Origin of the sequence: Thalassospira sp. NFXS8, from assembly GCF_040148805.1 — a bacterium.
Classification (GTDB): Bacteria; Pseudomonadota; Alphaproteobacteria; order Rhodospirillales; family Thalassospiraceae; genus Thalassospira.
This window is the reverse complement of the sequence record NZ_JAGEMF010000001.1, coordinates 1545568-1563908: the sequence shown is the minus strand read 5'-3', so window position 1 is coordinate 1563908 and position 18341 is coordinate 1545568. Positions and strand designations below refer to the sequence as shown.

At 53.4% G+C, this 18341-nt stretch carries 13 protein-coding genes; 1 reads left to right on the top strand and 12 read right to left on the bottom strand.

Features of this window, described 5'->3' with window-relative positions; genetic code table 11:
- Positions 1–5 precede the first annotated feature (5 nt).
- The 10 genes from J4E05_RS07105 to tldD all read right to left on the bottom strand — a co-directional run bounded on the left by J4E05_RS07105 (position 6) and on the right by tldD (position 15189).
- Positions 6–950 (bottom strand): ABC transporter permease subunit, encoded by a 945-nt coding sequence (locus J4E05_RS07105; RefSeq protein WP_085592602.1) that lies wholly within the window; start codon positions 948–950, stop codon positions 6–8.
- Between the two features lie 14 nt (positions 951–964).
- The gene (locus J4E05_RS07100; RefSeq protein ID WP_085592604.1) at positions 965–1975 is read right to left on the bottom strand and encodes an ABC transporter permease subunit; all 1011 of its coding nucleotides are present in this window, start codon (positions 1973–1975) and stop codon (positions 965–967) included.
- Positions 1976–2098: 123 nt separating this feature from the next.
- Complete coding sequence (locus tag J4E05_RS07095) at positions 2099–3706, bottom strand: ABC transporter substrate-binding protein (protein WP_085592605.1); 1608 nt, start codon at positions 3704–3706, stop codon at positions 2099–2101.
- A 392-nt stretch (positions 3707–4098) separates the two neighbouring features.
- Positions 4099–5124, bottom strand: coding sequence for a threonine aldolase family protein (locus J4E05_RS07090; RefSeq protein ID WP_349593757.1), 1026 nt, complete (start codon positions 5122–5124; stop codon positions 4099–4101).
- Positions 5125–5238: 114 nt separating this feature from the next.
- Positions 5239–6342 (bottom strand): threonine aldolase family protein, encoded by a 1104-nt coding sequence (locus tag J4E05_RS07085; RefSeq protein WP_349593754.1) that lies wholly within the window; start codon positions 6340–6342, stop codon positions 5239–5241.
- Between the two features lie 62 nt (positions 6343–6404).
- On the bottom strand, positions 6405–8672 hold the full coding sequence (locus J4E05_RS07080) for a CHASE2 domain-containing protein (RefSeq protein WP_349593752.1): 2268 nt from the start codon (positions 8670–8672) through the stop codon (positions 6405–6407).
- A 22-nt stretch (positions 8673–8694) separates the two neighbouring features.
- Positions 8695–10329 (bottom strand): FecR family protein, encoded by a 1635-nt coding sequence (locus tag J4E05_RS07075; protein WP_349593749.1) that lies wholly within the window; start codon positions 10327–10329, stop codon positions 8695–8697.
- 129 nt (positions 10330–10458) lie between these two features.
- Positions 10459–12018 carry a FecR family protein gene (locus J4E05_RS07070; RefSeq protein WP_349593746.1) on the bottom strand — a complete coding sequence of 520 codons (1560 nt, stop codon included), beginning with the start codon at positions 12016–12018 and terminating at the stop codon, positions 10459–10461.
- Between the two features lie 13 nt (positions 12019–12031).
- Positions 12032–13465 (bottom strand): tetratricopeptide repeat protein, encoded by a 1434-nt coding sequence (locus tag J4E05_RS07065; protein ID WP_349593744.1) that lies wholly within the window; start codon positions 13463–13465, stop codon positions 12032–12034.
- A gap of 290 nt (positions 13466–13755) precedes the next feature.
- Positions 13756–15189, bottom strand: a complete 1434-nt coding sequence (gene tldD, locus J4E05_RS07060; RefSeq protein WP_349593741.1) for a metalloprotease TldD — start codon at positions 15187–15189, stop codon at positions 13756–13758.
- 187 nt (positions 15190–15376) lie between these two features.
- On the opposite strand from tldD, the gene J4E05_RS07055 reads away from it, so the two are divergent.
- Positions 15377–16645, top strand: a complete 1269-nt coding sequence (locus J4E05_RS07055; protein ID WP_349594663.1) for a DUF3422 family protein — start codon at positions 15377–15379, stop codon at positions 16643–16645.
- Positions 16646–16741: 96 nt separating this feature from the next.
- Here the strand turns inward: J4E05_RS07055 and J4E05_RS07050 are convergent, their stop codons facing one another.
- Both J4E05_RS07050 and J4E05_RS07045 read right to left on the bottom strand, forming a co-directional pair.
- A complete protein-coding gene (locus J4E05_RS07050) occupies positions 16742–17233 on the bottom strand; it encodes a hypothetical protein (protein WP_349593738.1) in 492 nt (163 codons plus the stop codon).
- A 9-nt stretch (positions 17234–17242) separates the two neighbouring features.
- Complete coding sequence (locus tag J4E05_RS07045) at positions 17243–18262, bottom strand: hypothetical protein (protein ID WP_349593735.1); 1020 nt, start codon at positions 18260–18262, stop codon at positions 17243–17245.
- Positions 18263–18341: the final 79 nt, after the last annotated feature.

Sequence of the window (18341 nt, the reverse complement as noted above, 5' to 3'; positions counted from 1 at the left end):
ACGATTTACCGCTTCATCTTGGGATCGAGGGCATCGCGCAGACCATCACCCATCAGGTTAAAGGCCAGCACGGTGATCAGGATACACAGGCCGGGGAAGGTAACGATCCACCAGGCGGAACCAACGAATTCGCGGGCGTTTGCCAGCATCGAACCCCATTCCGGCGTCGGCGGTTGTGCGCCAAGGCCCAAAAAGCCAAGGGCAGCCGCATCCAGAATGGCGTTGGAAATGCCCAATGTGCCCTGCACGATCAACGGGGCGGCACAGTTGGGCAGAATGTTGATAAACATCTGGCGCAGGGCACCGGCACCGGCAATTTGCGAGGCGGTGACATATTCCTTGTTACGTTCCGAAATCACCGACGCCCGGGTCAGTCGCACGTAATGGGGCAACTGAACAATGGCAATGGCCAGCATCGCATTGATCAGGTTCGGGCCAAGAATGGTGACAATGGCAAGGGCCAGTACCAGGCTGGGAATGGACAACATGATGTCCATCACCCGCATGATGCCAATTTCAACCCAGCCCCGGAAATAGCCGGATGCCAGACCAAGGGTCACGCCAAAGATGACCGAAATAATCACAACGAACAGGCCGATAAACACCGAAAGCTGCGCGCCATACATCAGGCGCGATACCATGTCGCGGCCAACCGCATCGGTGCCAAGCAAATATTGCGAGCTGCCGCCATCTTCCCATGCCGGCGGCATCTGGATGGCGGAACGGTCCTGTACGATCGGGTCGTACGGGGCAACGACCTGGGCGAACACGGCTAAAAAAACAACAATGCCAACAATAATCAAACCGGCAAGTGCGCCGCGATTCTGGCGGAAATAATGCCAGAATTCAGCCATCGGCGAGGGCGGTTTGGCGACCAGGCTTGCTTCAAGTTCCTTGCGCGCTGCATCGTCCTGATCGGGCGTGGTCGCGGGATTTGTTTGTGTACTCATAACTTTGCCATCCCTTAGCGCGTATGACGAATGCGGGGATTGATCACGCTATAGGTCAGATCAACAAACAGATTGACCATCATGATCATGATCGCGATCAGAAGAATACCGCCCTGAATGGTCGGATAGTCGCGACGGCTTACCGCTTCGACGATCCATTTGCCAATGCCGGGCCAGGAAAAGATCGTTTCCGTCAAAATGGCACCGGCCACCAGCACACTCACCTGCAAGCCAATCACGGTCACAACCGGGATCAGGGCATTGCGAAGGGCATGTACAATCACAACCTTGGTCGGGCTAAGGCCCTTGGCGCGCGCAACACGGATGTAATCCTCGCGCAGAACTTCCAGCATCGAGGATCGGGTCATGCGGGCAATCACGGCCATTGGAATGGTTCCAAGCGCAATTGACGGCAGGATCAGATGCTGCAAGGCATCGACAAATGCGCCTTTCTGATCGCTTAGCAACGTATCAATCAGCATGAAGCCGGTCGTGGGTTCAATGTAATACAGAACCGACAGACGGCCCGAAACCGGCGTCCAGCCAAGGGATACGGAAAAGAACATGATCAACATCGTTGCCCACCAGAAGATCGGCATCGAGTACCCGGCCAGCGAGATGGTCATGGTGGTATAGTCAAAAATGCCACCCCGGCGCACTGCGGCAACAACACCCAGCGGCAAGCCAACGACAATGGCAAATAAAATGGCAATAACACCCAGTTCGACCGTTGCCGGGAACAGGGTCATGAATTCTTCGAGGACCGGTTTTTTGGTCACAAAGGATTTGCCAAGGTCGCCCTGGAATACCCCCAGAAGATAATGGAAGTATTGAACAATGACCGGCTGATCAAACCCGTATTGTGCCTTTAACTGGGCATAACGGACAGCATCAACGCCACGTTCCCCGGCCATCATCAGGATGGGATCACCAGGAATCAGGCGGATCAGGAAGAAGACCAGCAGGGTAACGCCGAAGAATGTCGGCACAATGTCACCCAGTCTGCGGAAAAGGAATCCTAGCATGCCTTGGGGCCTTTTTTGCTCATTCAGGCGCTGTTTGCGCGCTTGAACGTTCTCTCTCTTATTTTTATCCGGGAATGCGAAGAGGCCCGGATAACCGGGCCTCTCGACAAAATGGGCGCGCGATTATTCCTTGATATCGACGCCGTAGAAGATGTGACCGCCAAACGGGTCAATCTTGTAGTTTTCAACTTCCTTGCGGATCGGTTCGAAAACAACAGAGTGTGCAATGGTTGCCCACGGAGCCTGTTCCTTGAACACAACCTGTGCCTGTTCGTACAGACGGGTGCGTTCGAGAACGTCCGAAGTGGTCTTCGCCTGCTGAATCAGCTTGTCGAAGTCTTCGTTGCACCACTGTGCACGGTTTGAACCGCCAACGGCATCACAACCCAGCAGAACGGCCAGGAAGTTGTCGGGGTCACCATTGTCACCGGTCCAGCCCATCAGGAACGAACCCTGTTCGCCCTTTTTGGTGCGTTCCAGATACTCGCCCCATTCGTAGGAAACGATTTTGGCTTTAACGCCAACCTTGGCCCAGTCAGCCTGGATCATTTCGGCCATACGACGCGCATTCGGGTTGTACGGGCGCTGTACCGGCATGGCCCAGATATCGGTCTCAAAGCCGTCCGGATAACCGGCATCTGCCAGCATCTTTTTGGCGGCTGCAGGATCGTACGGGTCGTCAACGATGTCGTTGTTATAGGACCAGATGGTCGGCGGAATCGGGTTTTTCGCCTTGGAACCGGCACCCTGGTAAACCGCTTCAAGGATCGCATCCTTGTTGATCGCCATGTTCAAAGCCTTACGGACTTCGGTTTTGGTGAACGGTTCTTTCTGGGTGTTGTAGCCAAGATAACCAACGTTCAGACCTTCCTGGCTCATCAGGTTGATCGACGCGTCAGAATCCATCGCCTTAAGGTCAGCCGGGTTCGGATACGGCATCACCTGGCATTCGCCAGCTTTCAGCTTCTGGTAACGAACGGTGCTGTCCGGGGTGATCGCAAAGATCAGGTTGTCAATCGCGGCCGGGCCTTCCCAGTAATCAGGGTTGGCTTTATAGCGAATGACAGCATCTTTTTGGTACTGAACCAGCTGGAACGGGCCGGTGCCAACCGGGAGAAGGTCAACCTGTTCCGGGGTGCCTGCTTCGAGCATGTTGTCGGCATATTCGCCTGACAGGATCGATGCAAAATCCATTGCCATGTTGGCAATGAACGGGGCTTCCGGACGGTTCAGCACGAATTTAACGGTGTAATCGTCAACTTTAACGATGTCTTTGATCAGGTCGGGCATCGACATGGCGTCGAAATATTCATACGAACCGCCGCTGACACCGTGATAGGCGTTTTCTTTGTCCCACATGCGGTCAAAAGAATACAGAACGTCGTCGGCATTGAATTCACGGGTCGGGGTGAATTCCTTGGTGGTCTGGAACTTCACACCTTTGCGAAGGTGGAAGGTGTATTCCAGGCCATCAGCCGAAATGTCCCAGCTGGTTGCCAGGCCAGGAACGATCGTTGTCGTGCCGCGCTTGAACTGAACCAGACGGTTATAGACGTTCTTTGACGTCGCATCAAAGGTTGTACCCGATGTGTAAAGCTGCGGGTTGAAACCTTCAGGGCTTCCTTCCGAGCAATAAACCAGGGTTTTTGCCGAAGCGGCCGTCGGTGCGGCCCAGGCTGTCGTCGCAACAAGGGCTGCGCCCAAAGCCGCTTTGACGAAAGTCGCTTTCATTTATATGCCTCCCTCAAGGCTGGCCCGAACAGCCATTTATGATTTGCAAGTCTCACCCTTTGCAAACCACATGATCCGTCCGGGCTGGTTTACCCGATCCAACACGCATGTTGGTAATCGTCGTGGGAAAGTAATCAGGGTTTTTGCGTACCGTCAACGCCTGCTGAGGGATTTTACGGACAGATCACGACCGCGCGACAGATGAATTTATGTCAAGTGTTTGTTATTTTTATGAAATTGACGATAAATTTTTTCGGTGGCTGCCATGTGTTTTTTTCGGGTCTGCTTGTGCCACCACGTAAAAATGCGCCCTCGCTCTGTAGATCGGGGGCGCATTTTCATATTTTATACCGTACAGGGATTCGTGCGTCGTTTCAGGTAATTAGTGAAACTTACGATCCCTGCAGCTTTATTTTGAGATCGTTAATTGCGTTCGTATCGCTATTCCAGGCGGTCACAAATCGATAGGCATTTTTGCTAAGGGACGGCCAGGAATAAAATAGCAAACCGGCATCGCGCAAATTTTGTGCGGCTTTGTCAGGCAGGGAAACAAATAGTTCATTGGCCTGACTGTCGAGCAACATTTCACCGCCTTGCCCGATCAGCAGGTCGGACAGGGCCGATGCCGCGGCATTGGCCGTTCGAGCGTTTTTCAACCACAGGTCGTTGTCGATATAAGCGGCCAGCTGGGCTGCAAGATAGCGATGCTTGGATAATAAATGGCCACTGCGTTTGCGGGCCAGTTCGGCCTTGTCGCGTAAGGCAGGGTCAAACAAAATAATGGCTTCCACAGCCAGCGCCCCGTTTTTGGTGCCCCCGAAACTTAGGGCGTTAACGCCTGCCTTCCAGGTAATGTCGGCGGGGTGGCAGCCAAGGGCGGCAACTGCGTTGGCAAATCTTGCGCCATCCATAAACAGTTTTTTGTCAAACTGCTTGCACACAGCGCCAATTGCACCAATTTCGTCCGCACTGTAAACCCCGCCCAGTTCGGTCGATTGGGTGACGGCAACACATTCCGGCGTTACCGAATGTACCCCGCGATCAACCCTGCTTTCCAGATAGCGGCTTAGGGTTGCGGCTTCGATTTTGGCAGACGGGCCATCAATGGGCAGCAGTTTTGCCCCGCCGGTAAAATGGGCAACAGCGGTTGATTCGTCTTCGTTAATATGGGCTTCGTGATGGCACACAATGCCACCATAAGGTGACACCAGCGTTGACAGGCTAATGCAGTTTGCCGCTGTTCCGGTGCTGACGGGCACCACGGCGACCGCGTGGTCAAATAATTCGGAAAAGGCACGGTCAAGGGTGCCCGAGACATCATCACCGCCATAGGCCGGGGCATTGCCCTGGCACTGGGCATCGATGGCAGCCTGAATTTCAGGACAAACCGGGGTTACATTGTCGGACGCAAAATTCATCAAAGGCTCGCTTTTATATAGGGTTAAGGGCCGTGCTGATGCCGGTGGCAATACACAGAACGGCAATTACTGGTGTTATTGTTTCACGCGTGCTGTGTGACTGGCAATATTTTGTCAGGCCATGTTCAGGCTGGCAGGCAGGGATGTAATCGCATCCAGCGGGCTGTTCCACGCGGTGACAAACCGGTATGCCCCCGGCCCAACCGCAGGCCATGGACGAAACACAATACCTGCCGCTTGCAGCATGGCGGCAAGGTTGTCGTCCATATATACAAACAGTTCATTTCCCTGGGGCTGGTGTGCCATGCGCGCACCCATGCCAGTCAGGGATTGCCCCAGAAGTTTGGCTGCCATATTGGCGTGACGGGCGTTTTTCAGCCACAGGTCATTTTCCAGATAAGCCAGCAACTGCACTGCCAGATAGCGATGTTTGGAAAACAGATGACCGCCGCGTTTGCGGGCTTTTTCGGTTTTTTTGCGAAGTGATTTATCAAACAGGACAATCGCGTCCACAGCAAGGGCGCCATTTTTGGTCGCCCCGAACGTTAACACATCGACCCCGGCCTTCCATGTGATGTCGGCTGGATGGCAGCCCAGCGATGCCACGGCATTGGCAAAGCGTGCGCCATCCATAAACAGGCGCATGTCACGGGTTTTGCAAACCTGGCCAATAGCGTTGATTTCATCAACACTGTAAACCGCGCCAAATTCGGTGGCCTGGGTGATGGCAACACATTCCGGGTCCACTGCGTGAATACCGCGGTTGCTTTGCGCGGCTAGAAATTTATCAAGCCGGTCAGCCTCGATTTTGGCGGATGGCCCGTCCATTGTCAGCAGTTTTGCCCCGCCGCCATAAAAGGCGACACCAGTTGATTCCGTCTGGTTGATATGGGCTTCGTGGTGGCAAACCACCCCGCCATAAGGCGATACAAGGTTGGAAAGGCCGATCAGGTTGGCGGCGGTGCCAGTGGCAACGGGGACGACAACACAATCGGTTTCAAACATGTTTGAAAAGGCGGCATCAAGCTTGGCTGTCTCATCGTCTTGCCCATAGGGCAGGGCACTTGTATCGGACTGGCTGGCGATAGCAGCAAGAATTTCCGGGCATACCGGTGAAACATTGTCAGATGAAAAATTCATGGGGGCCTGTTTTTCGAACTGGAAGCTGGTGGCGAGATTTGATCCAGCATTGGCGCAACCGGTTTGAAATGCAAGCATAACAAAACCCGCCGGCGGATGACGCGGCGGGCTTGCTGTTCGGGGGCAAGGGGCAGTGTGCTTTATTTGCTTGTGGCAACAAAAACACCATCCCAGTCCGGGCCGGGGGGCGATTTGCGAAATGCCGCGATGCGTTCATCATACATGTCATAAAGAATTGAAAGATCGCGCACCGGGTTTTGCCGCAGCGACAGCAACAGCGTTTCAACCTGATCCCAGTTTTGCCCGCGATAAGCCTTGATCATGGCGTCATGCATTTGGGCCAGTTCGGCAAAATCGTTGCTATCGCGCAAATCGCGGTCGCCCAGAACGGTGAAAATTTCAACCGCTTCGCTTTTGCCTTTTACGGCAATCAGGTCCAGTTGCAAAACGGCAAACCGGTTGGAAACTGTGACGGCACTATCCTGCCCAATCACAATATCGACCCCATAGTTTTTTGATTGTCCCTCCAGCCGGGATGCCAGGTTAACCGCATCCCCCAGGACCGAATAATCAAACCGCTGGTCCGAGCCCATATTGCCGACAACACAGGTGCCGGTATTGACCCCGATACCGATATTCAGTGGCAAAAACGGGCGGCCCTCGGCATGGGCTTCGGCCTCGCGTTCGGCATTTAAGGCCCGCAGGGATACAAACATTGCCAGCGCGGCTTCACAGGCCTTTTCCGGGTGCAGGGGAACATCAAGCGGGGCGTTCCAGAATGCCATGATGCAATCGCCCATATATTTGTCGATCGTGCCGTCGCGCTGTAAAATACAGCCGGTCAGCGGGGTTAGCAGCCGGTTGATCAACTGGGTCAGACCTTGCGGGTCGGATTTATAACTTTCGGAAATGGTGGTAAAGCCGCGCACATCGCAAAACAGCAATGTCATGTCGCGCATTTCACCACCCAGTTTTAACCGTTCGGGGTGCTGGGCCAGTTGTTCAACCAGGGCGGGCGACAGATAGGTGGAAAATGCGCCACGAACCTGGCGTTTTTCGCCTTCGGTGCGCATAAAGCCGATCAAGCTGCCCGATAGATAAACCAGTATGGTGGAAAGGCTGGCATATAACGGGTCGATCAGCATGTGATGCTGGCGAAAGGCCCACCAGGAAAACCCGATGGCCCCGGCTATAACGGCCACACCAATGATGGCGGGCCAAAGGGGGCCCAACCGGGGGATCGCGATGACGAAAAACAGGCCGACAATCACCAGTGCCAACGTTTCTGCCTGCGACGCCCAATAGGGGCGCGACAAAAATTGCTGCAACAGCATTTGTTCGAGCATCTCGGCATGGACCTCGACCCCTGGCAAAACCGGGTTTAGCGGCGATGACCGCAAATCAAGCAGGCCCGCAGCACTGGTGCCAATCAGAACGGCCGTATCCTGAAGCGCACCTTTGGGCAATTTATCATTCATTACATCGGATGCCGAAACATAGCGGTCCTGCTGATGGCCGGTAAAATAAACCCACATATTGCCCGTTGCATCGGATGGAATGGTAAGCTGTCCGACACGAATGGCATCAACCCCGTCCGATGTGGTCCAGCTGGCGGCACCGCTGGCACCTGACAGGCGCACATTCATTGTTTTGGGGGCATCCTGCATCACACGCAGCATTTCCATGCTGAGCGTCGGGTAGACTGGCTTGCCGATCAGGGGTTGTTCGGCATCAAGGGCCAGCAATAAGGGCACACGGCGTACAACACCGTCGGCACCGGGGGTGACGTTGATCAGGGCATTGCCCGCTGCCGCATCTTCAATCGCAGGCAGGTTGGTTGTTGCCCCCGCAAGTGTCGGGATATATTCGGCAATATTGCGCCCTTGCGACCCTGCAACCGAAAAATTGCCAACCTGACGCGGTATTGTCACAAGCGGATTATTGGTTAACTGGGTTGCTGTAACGATTTGTCCGACACCCCCGATAAACTGGGCAAACAGGGCATCATGGTCGGGCAGGCCGGTTGCAAGTTCACGGATTTTGGCCGTGTTGTCATCCTGGGGCCAGTCGCCAATCACGCGTGAGGGCGATGTGCGGTCAGGTTCGGCAAAAATAACGTCAAACCCCACCACGGTTGCCCCGGCCATGCGCAGCCGGTAAACCAGTTCGGCCAAACGGGTGCGCGGCCACGGCCATTGGCCCAGTTCGGCCAGGCTTTTATCGTCGATATCAACAATGCGAACCCCGACATCCTGGTACTGGCGCGGTTCAATGCGTTGATAGGTATCAAACACATTCATCCGCAATTGCCCCACCAGTGGCACATCCTGCCAGCGCAAAACAACACAGGTGATCAGAACCAGTAACGGGATCAGATAGTGCAGAATGCCCGACAGTTTTTTGCGCATGTGTGTGATACCGATTTATCCGTTAAGGGTCTTGCGATACGGGAGGGTCCAGATCAGGTGCATTTCCCGGGTCTTTGTCATACTCGTTAAGGCCATAACTACCACTGGCCCCTTCGGGAACGGCATTTGTTGTTAACTCCACATTTACAGCGGTTGGCGTTGTAAACGTAACTTTCCCCTTGCATCCCATGTCATCGCAGGCAGATCCGGGATCAAACTGAAAATCGTCACTTGTAATAATCGCGTAGTCTGAACGGTCAGTGTAGTATTTGCTGGCGCTTATGTAGCCTTCAGACCCTGTGGAATCCACAATGTTAAATATTTCGGTGAAGATATGACGAGATCCGAAATCAACTTCGGTAAATGAACGATAAGATAAATTTGACGTGCTGACATCCAGATAGCCGTTGTAAATGCCATTCGAAATTTCGCTCATTATCTTAAACGTTGTTGCATCAACCGTTTCCCCAGGGATGTCTGTTGTAATATCCGGGTCGCTATGCACATCGCTGTTTTGTTCGGCGGTCTGGTTGCTGGTTTCGCTGGTTTGCGTGGTCACACTGGTTTGTGTCATGGCCACATCAAGAACACTGGCAACAGTTTGCCCTGTCTGGTTGTTGGCCGCCGCCATTGTGTTGCCGCTCAGGGTTGATGTTTGCGAATTACCTGCAGATGACGGTGTGGTTCCGCCGGACCCGGACGTACCTGATGAACCCGATGTACTTGCCGTTGTCGAGGATTGCTGACCGGAAGTGCTGCTATTGCTGTTTCCGTTGCCGTTCCCATTACTGTTGGTGTTGCCACGGCCATTTTGTTTTGCATCGCGCGGGCTGGGGCGGGTTACCAGCGTGCTCATATCCAGCCCGGCCAGGTCGGCAGGGAAACGGGTGGGTGGTGTTACGGTATCACCGGTGATAAAGGCGCCAAACCCCTCGCTTGACAGCGGCTGGGTAACACCGTTTAGCGACGTCAGTTCAACCGCCCCGGGGCGAGATCCTGAATCGTTGCGGCCCGCCCCCGGACCAAGGTTAACCACGCCAACAATTGGCCCGGTTGTGGTGGTGGAACCCAATTGTTGCCGGGCAAATTGTTGGGTTGAGGGCGACCAGCTGTTGGACCCGCCAGTGCCGTTACCATCCCCCGGGCCATCCTGAACCGAGACCAGAAACTGTGTGCCGCGAATACCGATAGAACCAACCGGCAGGTTGATTTTCATGGTTTTCGGGTCGTTATGGGCCAGCTTCCCGGTCAGGACACGCACCACACCACGGGTGATGCTGGCACTCATATGGCCCTGGTTATTGGCCGGGTCATAGACAAAATCGTCGATGGCGATTTCGCTGTTGGGGCCAATGGTGAAAACGGTTTCATCCATCAGCAAGATCTGCATCCCCGATCCCGGCGACGAGGTTATATAGTCGCCCAGATAAATCGGCTGGCCGCTTTCAACTTGCGTTCCAACAATGCCCTTGGCCTCGGCCAGTTCAACGTCGCCGCGCACGGCAGCACTTACACCCGCCTGTTCGCCGCGCGCATAGGCCGGGGAGGAAGCAATAATCGTACCCATGGCCAGCGCTGCCAATGTCAACGGGGCCGGGCGAAACGGTGCAAGAAACAATGACATGCTTTTAGCGGGGGTCGACATGCGAAACATCATGGTCTTGATCCTTTTCAGGCGAACCACAGTAAAAAAGTGGCCTTGGTACTGGGTCTGCGAGCAACGACAATAACTTTGTCTCTTTGCGAGATTGATCATGTCTTTTTCGGTGTTGGTATCGCTGGCTGATTAGTCAATTTCTTTCTCGATATCTACCGATGTACTGGCCCCTTCGGGGACGGCATTGGTTGAAACATCCACTTCCACATGGGTGGGGGTTTCGAAAACCATTTGTGCCTTGCAGCCCATGCTTTCGCAGTTGCCGATAAAATCAAAATCGTCCGTCGTGAAAATAGCTTTGCCGGTTCTGTCGTTAAAATAGGTGTTTAGGGCCAACCCGTTATTTTCGATATTAAATGGCTGTATCCCGGATTGTGCATTTTCGTGAATATATGAAATGAATGCACCAATATATCGGCTGCCAAAATCAACGGAAATCCCAACGTCGTACGTCAATGCACCGTTATCAACGGTATTATAACCGTAATAAAAACCATTGGTGATGTCGCGCATGGCATCAAATGTTGCTGCCGTGACGGACGTGTCTGGCGTGGTATCGACAATGTCGGGGTTGCTATGTACATCGCTGTTTTGTTCGGCAGTCTGGTTGCTGGTTTCGCTGGTTTGCGTGGTCACACTGGTTTGTGTCATGGCAACATCCAGAACACTGGCAACCGCCTGACCGCTATCATTGTTGGCTGCGGCCATTGTATTGCTGCTTAGGGCGGCAGGTTGCGCCGTACCCGATGTTCCTGAACCGGTGTTTGTTGATGATGGCTGGCCGGAAGCATTACTATTGCTGCTTGCGTTGCCATTACCATTACTGTTGCCACGGCCATTTTGTTTTGCATCGCGTGGGCTGGGGCGGGTTACCAGGGTGCTCATATCCAGCCCGGCCAGGTCGGCAGGGAAACGGGTGGGGGGTGTCACGGTATCACCGGTGATAAAGGCACCAAACCCCTCGCTTGACAGCGGTTGGGTAACACCGTTTAGCGACGTCAGTTCAACCGCCCCGGGGCGAGATCCTGAATCGTTTCGGCCCGCCCCCGGACCAAGGTTAACCACGCCGACAATTGGCCCGGTTGTGGTGGTGGAACCCAATTGTTGCCGGGCAAATTGCTGTGTTGAGGGTGACCAGCTGTTGGACGCGCCAGTGCCGTTACCCTCCCCCGGGCCATCCTGAACCGAGACCAGAAACTGTGTGCCGCGAATACCGATAGAACCAACCGGCAGGTTGATTTTCATGGTTTTCGGGTCGTTGTGGGCCAGTTTCCCGGTCAGGACACGCACCACACCACGGGTGATGCTGGCACTCATATGGCCCTGGTTATTGGCCGGGTCGTAGACAAAATCGTCAATGGCGATTTCGCTGTTGGGGCCAATGGTGAAAACGGTTTCATCCATCAGCAAGATCTGCATCCCCGATCCCGGCGACGAGGTTATATAGTCGCCCAGATAAATCGGCTGGCCGCTTTCAACTTGCGTTCCAACAATGCCCTTGGCCTCGGCCAGTTCAACGTCGCCGCGTACGGCAGCACTTACACCCGCCTGTTCACCGCGCGCAAAGGCGGGCGGGCTGACCAGCAATGCACAAACAGCAAGCCCGGCCAAGCCAAACCCGACCCGTCCGGTTAGGCTGCAAGCGGGTACATACAACGCCTTAAGGTTTGAAGCGACAGATACGGTCATATTCCGTCTCCGGTTAAAATGCCCAACGGCGCGACAGCAAAAATTGCGTGCGCCAGTTGTCATAGTCGTAGTTGGCAATGTTGGAAGATGTGGCCTGATATTCTTCGGTGATCGACCAGGAAATCGGTGCGATGAACTGATAGATATCCTGGCCGATATCACTGCCAAACCACGATGCTTCAAGCAGGTTTGCCAGGTTGGAACCATAGGAAAGCCGGGCGCGCAAAGGGTAATCCTTGCGTGTTAGCGGTGTGCTGCCCGTGACCAGGGGGTCGGGTTGCTGATATTGGTCAACACCATAGGAAACACTGCCCAAAACATATTTCCCCCCTGCCAGAAGCAAGGTATGGCTTAACTCGGCGCCGACGCTGCGATAGGTGTAATAGCTGCGCGCAGCTTCCTTGCGGGCCAGTGTCACGCCAAATGTGGTACGGTTCTGGTTGTCCCAGGCATAGGTGACGCCGGTTTTACCCTGATAACGCTGCCCGGATCGCAGGGGCAACGCGCTTGAATCCGGCGTGGCGCCATAACGTTCGTCAAAATAGCTGGTCTGCCCCCAAAGCGTGGTATCGGGCTGGACCTTCCAGTCTGCCCGGAGCCGCACTCCGCGCGAGGTCAGGAATTTTTCATTGTTAAGTTCTGCCGCGGTCTGGATCAGGGTGGGGGTGATGGTCAGATACGGGCTGCGCCAATGGCCGCCAACCTCGAAGCTGGCAGTCCCGACATCAAGGTTATCGAGGCGAACCTGATCATCGTAATATCCCGTTACGCCGGCAAAAATATCATGTCCGGCCTGATAGCCCAGATCATAGGTGATGTCGTAATGGGCTGCCCCCATATAACCGATATCGGACTGATGGCGATCTTCGGTATTTGTAATGGGCAGAAGCGACCCCAAAACCATACGTTCGTCATTGCTTGGGGCCGAATTGCGGTTGGTATCGTAATGAACGCCAAAGCTGACAGACAGGGTTTGTTTTATCCGCTGGCGGCGTTTTTCGATGGCATCGAGATATTGGTCAATCTGGGCTGCGACATCGGGGCTGATCGGCAGGGCACGCAGTTTTTCAAACTGTGCTTTGGCAATATCAAGACTGTCGAGGCGATACAGGACAATTGCATAATAAAGCCGGACTGGCGCCAGATCCGGGTCAAGGATCAGAATGCGTTCGAGTGTCGCCGATGCGCCGCGAATATTGCCCTGTGCCATTTGTGCCTTGGCCCAGCGGAAATTCAGCACAATATTGTCAGGATCACGTAAAATATCGGCAAAGGTAATGCCTTTGCCGTCATCTGTGCTTAACAGAAATTGTGATTTTTCAGCCGCACCGGAAAGTTCCTGAAACTCTTCCTGCATTTGAACTGAACGTTGTGCTGCATCAACAGCAGGCGGTTCCTGCGCCCATGCCCCATTGTTAACGGCCAATACCGACACAATGGTGCACACGGCAGCTGCGGCGTACCTGCCGCACCGAATATTCATCACTAACAATTTAAGTCCCCAATTCGCAGGCAGGCCCAAACCGCCATGGCTGGTTTAGTGTTAGGGCATGCCAACCCCATATTTCTATAACAGCGTAAACGGAACCAACGCGGTTGAAAAGTTCTAGATCACAACGGGGCCGATTAAGGCAGGTATAATGCCGGATTTGCATAAATTTGATGCAAAAACAGACAGGGCGCCACCGATGATCGGCAGCGCCCTTCTATTATGGCTCGTTTCGTGGGGTGTTCGGGTTACATTGCTGTCCCGCCAACCGTCAGCCCGTCAATGCGCAGGGTGGGCTGGCCCACGCCCACCGGCACACCCTGGCCATCCTTGCCGCAGGTGCCAATGCCGTCATCGAGTTTCATGTCGTTACCGATCATGGAAACCTTGGTCAGGCTGTCCGGGCCGTTACCAATCAGGGTGGCGCCTTTGACCGGCGCGCCCAGCTTGCCATTTTCGATCAGATAGGCTTCTGACGCCGAAAAAACAAACTTGCCCGATGTAATATCAACCTGGCCACCGGCAAAGTTAACAGCATAAATGCCCTTTTTCACCGACGAGAGAATTTCTTCAGGGCTATGATCACCCCCCAGCATATAGGTGTTGGTCATACGGGGCATCGGCGCGTGAGCATACGATTGACGCCGCCCATTCCCCGTTGATTTAACGCCGGTCAAACGCGCATTCAGCCGGTCCTGCATAAAGCCTTTGAGGATGCCATCCTCGATTAACACGGTGCGCTGGGTTGGTGTGCCTTCATCGTCAATCGATAGCGACCCGCGACGGTCGTGGATGGTGCCGTCATCGACCACGGTGACACCGGGCGATGCAATGCGCTGGCCCAAAAGCCCGGCAAAGGCCGAGGTGCCCTTGCGGTTAAAGTCACCCTCAAGGCCGTGCCCAATTGCTTCATGCAGCAAAATACCGGGCCAGCCCGGCCCAAGCACAACGGTCATTTCACCGGCAGGCGCGGCAACGGAATCCAGGTTGACTATGGCCTGGCGCATGGCTTCGTCAACGGCGGATTTCCAGGTTTTTTCGTCAAAGAAACCATCAAAACCAATGCGCCCGCCTTGCCCGTGCGAACCACTTTCCATCCGGTCGCCGTCCTTGACGACAACGGATACGTTAAAGCGCACCAGCGGGCGAATGTCGCCAATGCGCTGCCCGCCCGACCGCCAGATTTGCACAGCCTGCCAGTTGCCCGAAATCGATGCCGACACCTGCGAAACACGCGGGTCTTTGGTGCGTGCATAGGCATCAATCTTGCCCAGCAAATCGACCTTGGCTTCAAAGCTGGCTTCGCCCAGCGGGTTAATGTCGGTGTAAAGCGAGACATTGGTGCCAATTGATCCCAGATCAACTTTGCCTGATCGGCCTGACCCAACCGCCTTGACGGTTTCTGCCGCGCGGCCAACGGCGGCGTTGGACAATTCGTTGGAATGGGAAAAGGCAGTGGCTTCATCGGCGACGGCGCGCAGGCCAAAGCCCTGGGCGGTATCAAAATTGGCACTGCGCAGGCGTCCATCATCCCAGGTCAGGCTTTCGGACTGGCGATATTCCAAAAACAGTTCGCCGTCTTCGGCAGTGGCAAGGGCATCATTAACCTGGCTTTCCAGCCGGTCGCGATCAAGTTCGCCCTTGTCGAAAAAGAGGTTATCGGTTTTGCTCAGATCGGTCATGAAACCTCCTTGTCCATCAAATTCGCACTGCGCGGATGACGGGTGATTTTCCCCTGCATGGCAAAAGACATGTAACAGTAATTTCCCTTAGGTTTTGGGGCTTTCTGCTATCGTGGCTTTTCGTTTATACAGGGTTATGTGATCTCTCTATATAGACTGGCGAAGGCGAAGATGAAAGCCCGTGGCAATGTTTGTTGAACATCCCCAGCGTGTCGCACTTCATAACGAAATTCATGCCAGGCCATTTGGCGGGGTCGAAAGCCCGGTTCGGTGCAGCTGTTTGGCCTTTCACGCGGGGGAGGACCTTGATGGCGAGGTGCGCCAGCATTTTCGCATTTTTTGCGAACGCTATACCCTGACCCCACCTGCCGATGACCAGAAATATTACGAAGCCGCATGCGACGGCTTTACCGTGATCTGGGAACGGCACGCCGAATTTACGGTTTATGTTTTTAAACGGCAGGCCCAGTTTGATCAGCCGTTTGACGACCCGGTATTGAACCTGGTGCCGCGCGACTGGCTGGAAACTGTTCCGGGCCAGTTGCTGGTCGGTTTGCATATAGCGATGGATCGCAAGGACCGCAGCAGCGATGATATTGCCCGCCTGTTTGATTATAACGGTTTAACAGGCAGCCGCGTTCTGGGGCGTGGCGCATTGATATGGACGGACTTTCGCCTGCATGGTGATGGTTTTGGCCGCATACTGGTGCGTGATAACGGGTTGGAACCGCTACAGGCCGGGCGGCTGATTCAACGGCTTCAGGAAATTGAAGTTTACCGCATGATGGCCCTGCTGGCATTTCCGCTGGCCCATTGTGCCACGCCCAAGGTGTCGGAAATTGATACCCGTCTGTCATCCATTACGGCTGAAATGGCCAGCAAAACCCACACCAATGACGAAGAAACCCTGCATAAGCTGACGGACCTTGCCGCCCAGACCGAAGAAATGGCCGCGTCGCTGAATTATCGGTTTGGGGCGGCACGGGCCTATTATCGTATTTTGCAGGCGCGCCTTGGTGAATTGCGCGAAGAACGCATCGAAGGCATGCAAACCCTAAGCGAATTTATGGAACGCAGGTTGGCCCCGGCGATGCGCACCTGCCAGAATATCGGCGACCGGCTGGAAGTTTTGTCCAAACGTGTCGCGCGGGCCAATAACCTTTTGCGGACCCGGGTGGATATATTGCTGGAAGCGCAAAACCGCGATTTGCTTGCCAGTATGGACCGGCGGGTAAAATTGCAATTACGCCTGCAGCAAACGGTCGAGGGGTTATCGGTTGCCGCCATTACCTATTATGCGGTCGGTCTGCTGGGATATCTGTTCAAAGCCCTGAAAGGGGCGGGGATGCCGGTAAATGATACCGTTGCCAGCGGCGCATCGGTGCCGGTGGTACTGGCAATCATCTGGTTTTCCATGCACCGCATCAAAAAAGCCCTGCACCGTGATGACGGGTAGGGGAAAAACTTTATCGGGCAAAATTGGGATGTATCCGGAAACGCTGTTCTTTTTTGTTCAGTGCAGTCTCTTGCTGTAATTGTCGGGCTTTAAATTTTAAATGGAATTTTGAAGTGATTGATCTCCCCAAGGGAGAAAATCAGTATCGCTAAATAAAAAATTGTATACATTTCCCATCTCCCAAAAATCTCCGGTATATCCCAGGTCTTGTTCTAGTATTTTTTTTTCTAATATTTTTATGCCATTTTTGTTTAGTAAATTTTTGATGATTTTTTCATATTCTTTTTCTGTTTCAGGAGAATATTCTTCTGTTGTTTTTTCTTTTGAATTTATTAGTAGGGCATATTTTCCTATCATCGATATCTGCATTAACCATGTCAAGTCTCCCTTGGTGATAGAATAGGAGAAGCAGACGTCGTCGTTTATATCGGTGTTTTCCTCCATTTTGAAGTGTTGATTTAATTCTTTAATGATTTCCGAATAAAGTTTTTTTTTGTAAGTTTTTTCGACGAACGAAAAATCTGGATTTTTAAACGAACCGTAAGCATTCAGGCAATCGTTCTTGATTTCCGTGAGAATGTTTTTCATTAATGCACCTTAAAACTTTTCAGGCCCAGCGGGATGACCATGAATTCGTCCCTGACGATCTTGATGTACTCGAACTTTGCTTTGCATTCCACCATTCGGTCCAGTTCCTACCGATATTCCAAAATCATGCTCTTTAATCCCTGGTCTGCTGGGTATCGTTTTCCCTTTCTTAAATGCTTCTTGTGTCAGCCGGTTTCCGCTTTTTTTTCCAAAGAACGTGGAGGTTGATTTATTGGATTTTTGTCTGTTTAAGTTTTGTGCTGTTCCTTTTATATGACCTGCTTGTTTTTGTTTTTTTAAGGGTGTTGTTTTTTGAATGAATTTTGAATTTAAATGTTTGCTGTTGTGCGGTTTTTCAATTTTTTTTTCTGTTTTTTGTAGGAGGTGGCCGTTTTGAAAACCTTCCTTCTGGTGGATATCCTGTCGGCTATCAGAATATTGATCGCGATCAATTTTGTTATTTTCTAATCCTGAGAGAGAAGATGAGTTATGCTCTAGAGTTTGAGGGTTGTTACCCGGGCTGGAATGAGTTGTCTTTCCAAATTTAGCACCAACACGTCCGGCACCCAAGGTCAGTATAGTAACCAGCACATTGAGGGTGATTTCAACAGCAACCTTGGCAAATACTTGAGCAGCGCGGTCTATCTCGCGCTCATCGCTTGCATTGGCAACCAGCGAAACTGCCATCACCAAGTCACCGATGATGCTAAAAATATCCGCGCCGACCATCGCGTAACTAATAGCGACTAAAGCCGCTGCGATGACACCATCACTCACGATTGACAAGACAGTCAGCGTGGCGATGGCTGTTCCAATCGCAGCAGGTGACACCCGGGCACGATAAATATCAGCAAGGCTGTCTCCCAGATAGTCGGGGACTTTCTCGAATGTCAGCTCGAATTTTTCGTCCATCGACATCGTTGCCACAGGGCGGCCCTTGAGTGTCGAAAGCACCGGGGTCATCCGCCCCTTCATCTTTTCAGAGGCGACTGGTCCCAAATTTCTTTCATCGGCAATTTCAAGCACCATCCAGGTGCCCTGCGCGACAATGCGCCCCGCATCGCCAGCCAGTTGCTGGTCATTGGCGGGGATACTGCTGCCCGGGGTC

Bases quoted from the DNA above. Each gene is read 5' to 3' on its own strand.
- J4E05_RS07105 (WP_085592602.1), bottom strand. From the start codon at position 950: ATGAGTACACAAACAAATCCCGCGACCACGCCCGATCAGGACGATGCA.
- J4E05_RS07100 (WP_085592604.1), bottom strand. From the start codon at position 1,975: ATGCTAGGATTCCTTTTCCGCAGACTGGGTGACATTGTGCCGACATTC.
- J4E05_RS07095 (WP_085592605.1), bottom strand. From the start codon at position 3,706: ATGAAAGCGACTTTCGTCAAAGCGGCTTTGGGCGCAGCCCTTGTTGCG.
- J4E05_RS07090 (WP_349593757.1), bottom strand. From the start codon at position 5,124: ATGAATTTTGCGTCCGACAATGTAACCCCGGTTTGTCCTGAAATTCAG.
- J4E05_RS07085 (WP_349593754.1), bottom strand. From the start codon at position 6,342: ATGCTTGCATTTCAAACCGGTTGCGCCAATGCTGGATCAAATCTCGCC.
- J4E05_RS07080 (WP_349593752.1), bottom strand. From the start codon at position 8,672: ATGCGCAAAAAACTGTCGGGCATTCTGCACTATCTGATCCCGTTACTG.
- J4E05_RS07075 (WP_349593749.1), bottom strand. From the start codon at position 10,329: ATGATGTTTCGCATGTCGACCCCCGCTAAAAGCATGTCATTGTTTCTT.
- J4E05_RS07070 (WP_349593746.1), bottom strand. From the start codon at position 12,018: ATGACCGTATCTGTCGCTTCAAACCTTAAGGCGTTGTATGTACCCGCT.
- tldD (WP_349593741.1), bottom strand. From the start codon at position 15,189: ATGACCGATCTGAGCAAAACCGATAACCTCTTTTTCGACAAGGGCGAA.
- J4E05_RS07055 (WP_349594663.1), top strand. From the start codon at position 15,377: ATGTTTGTTGAACATCCCCAGCGTGTCGCACTTCATAACGAAATTCAT.
- J4E05_RS07050 (WP_349593738.1), bottom strand. From the start codon at position 17,233: ATGAAAAACATTCTCACGGAAATCAAGAACGATTGCCTGAATGCTTAC.
- J4E05_RS07045 (WP_349593735.1), bottom strand. From the start codon at position 18,262: ATGGTGCTTGAAATTGCCGATGAAAGAAATTTGGGACCAGTCGCCTCT.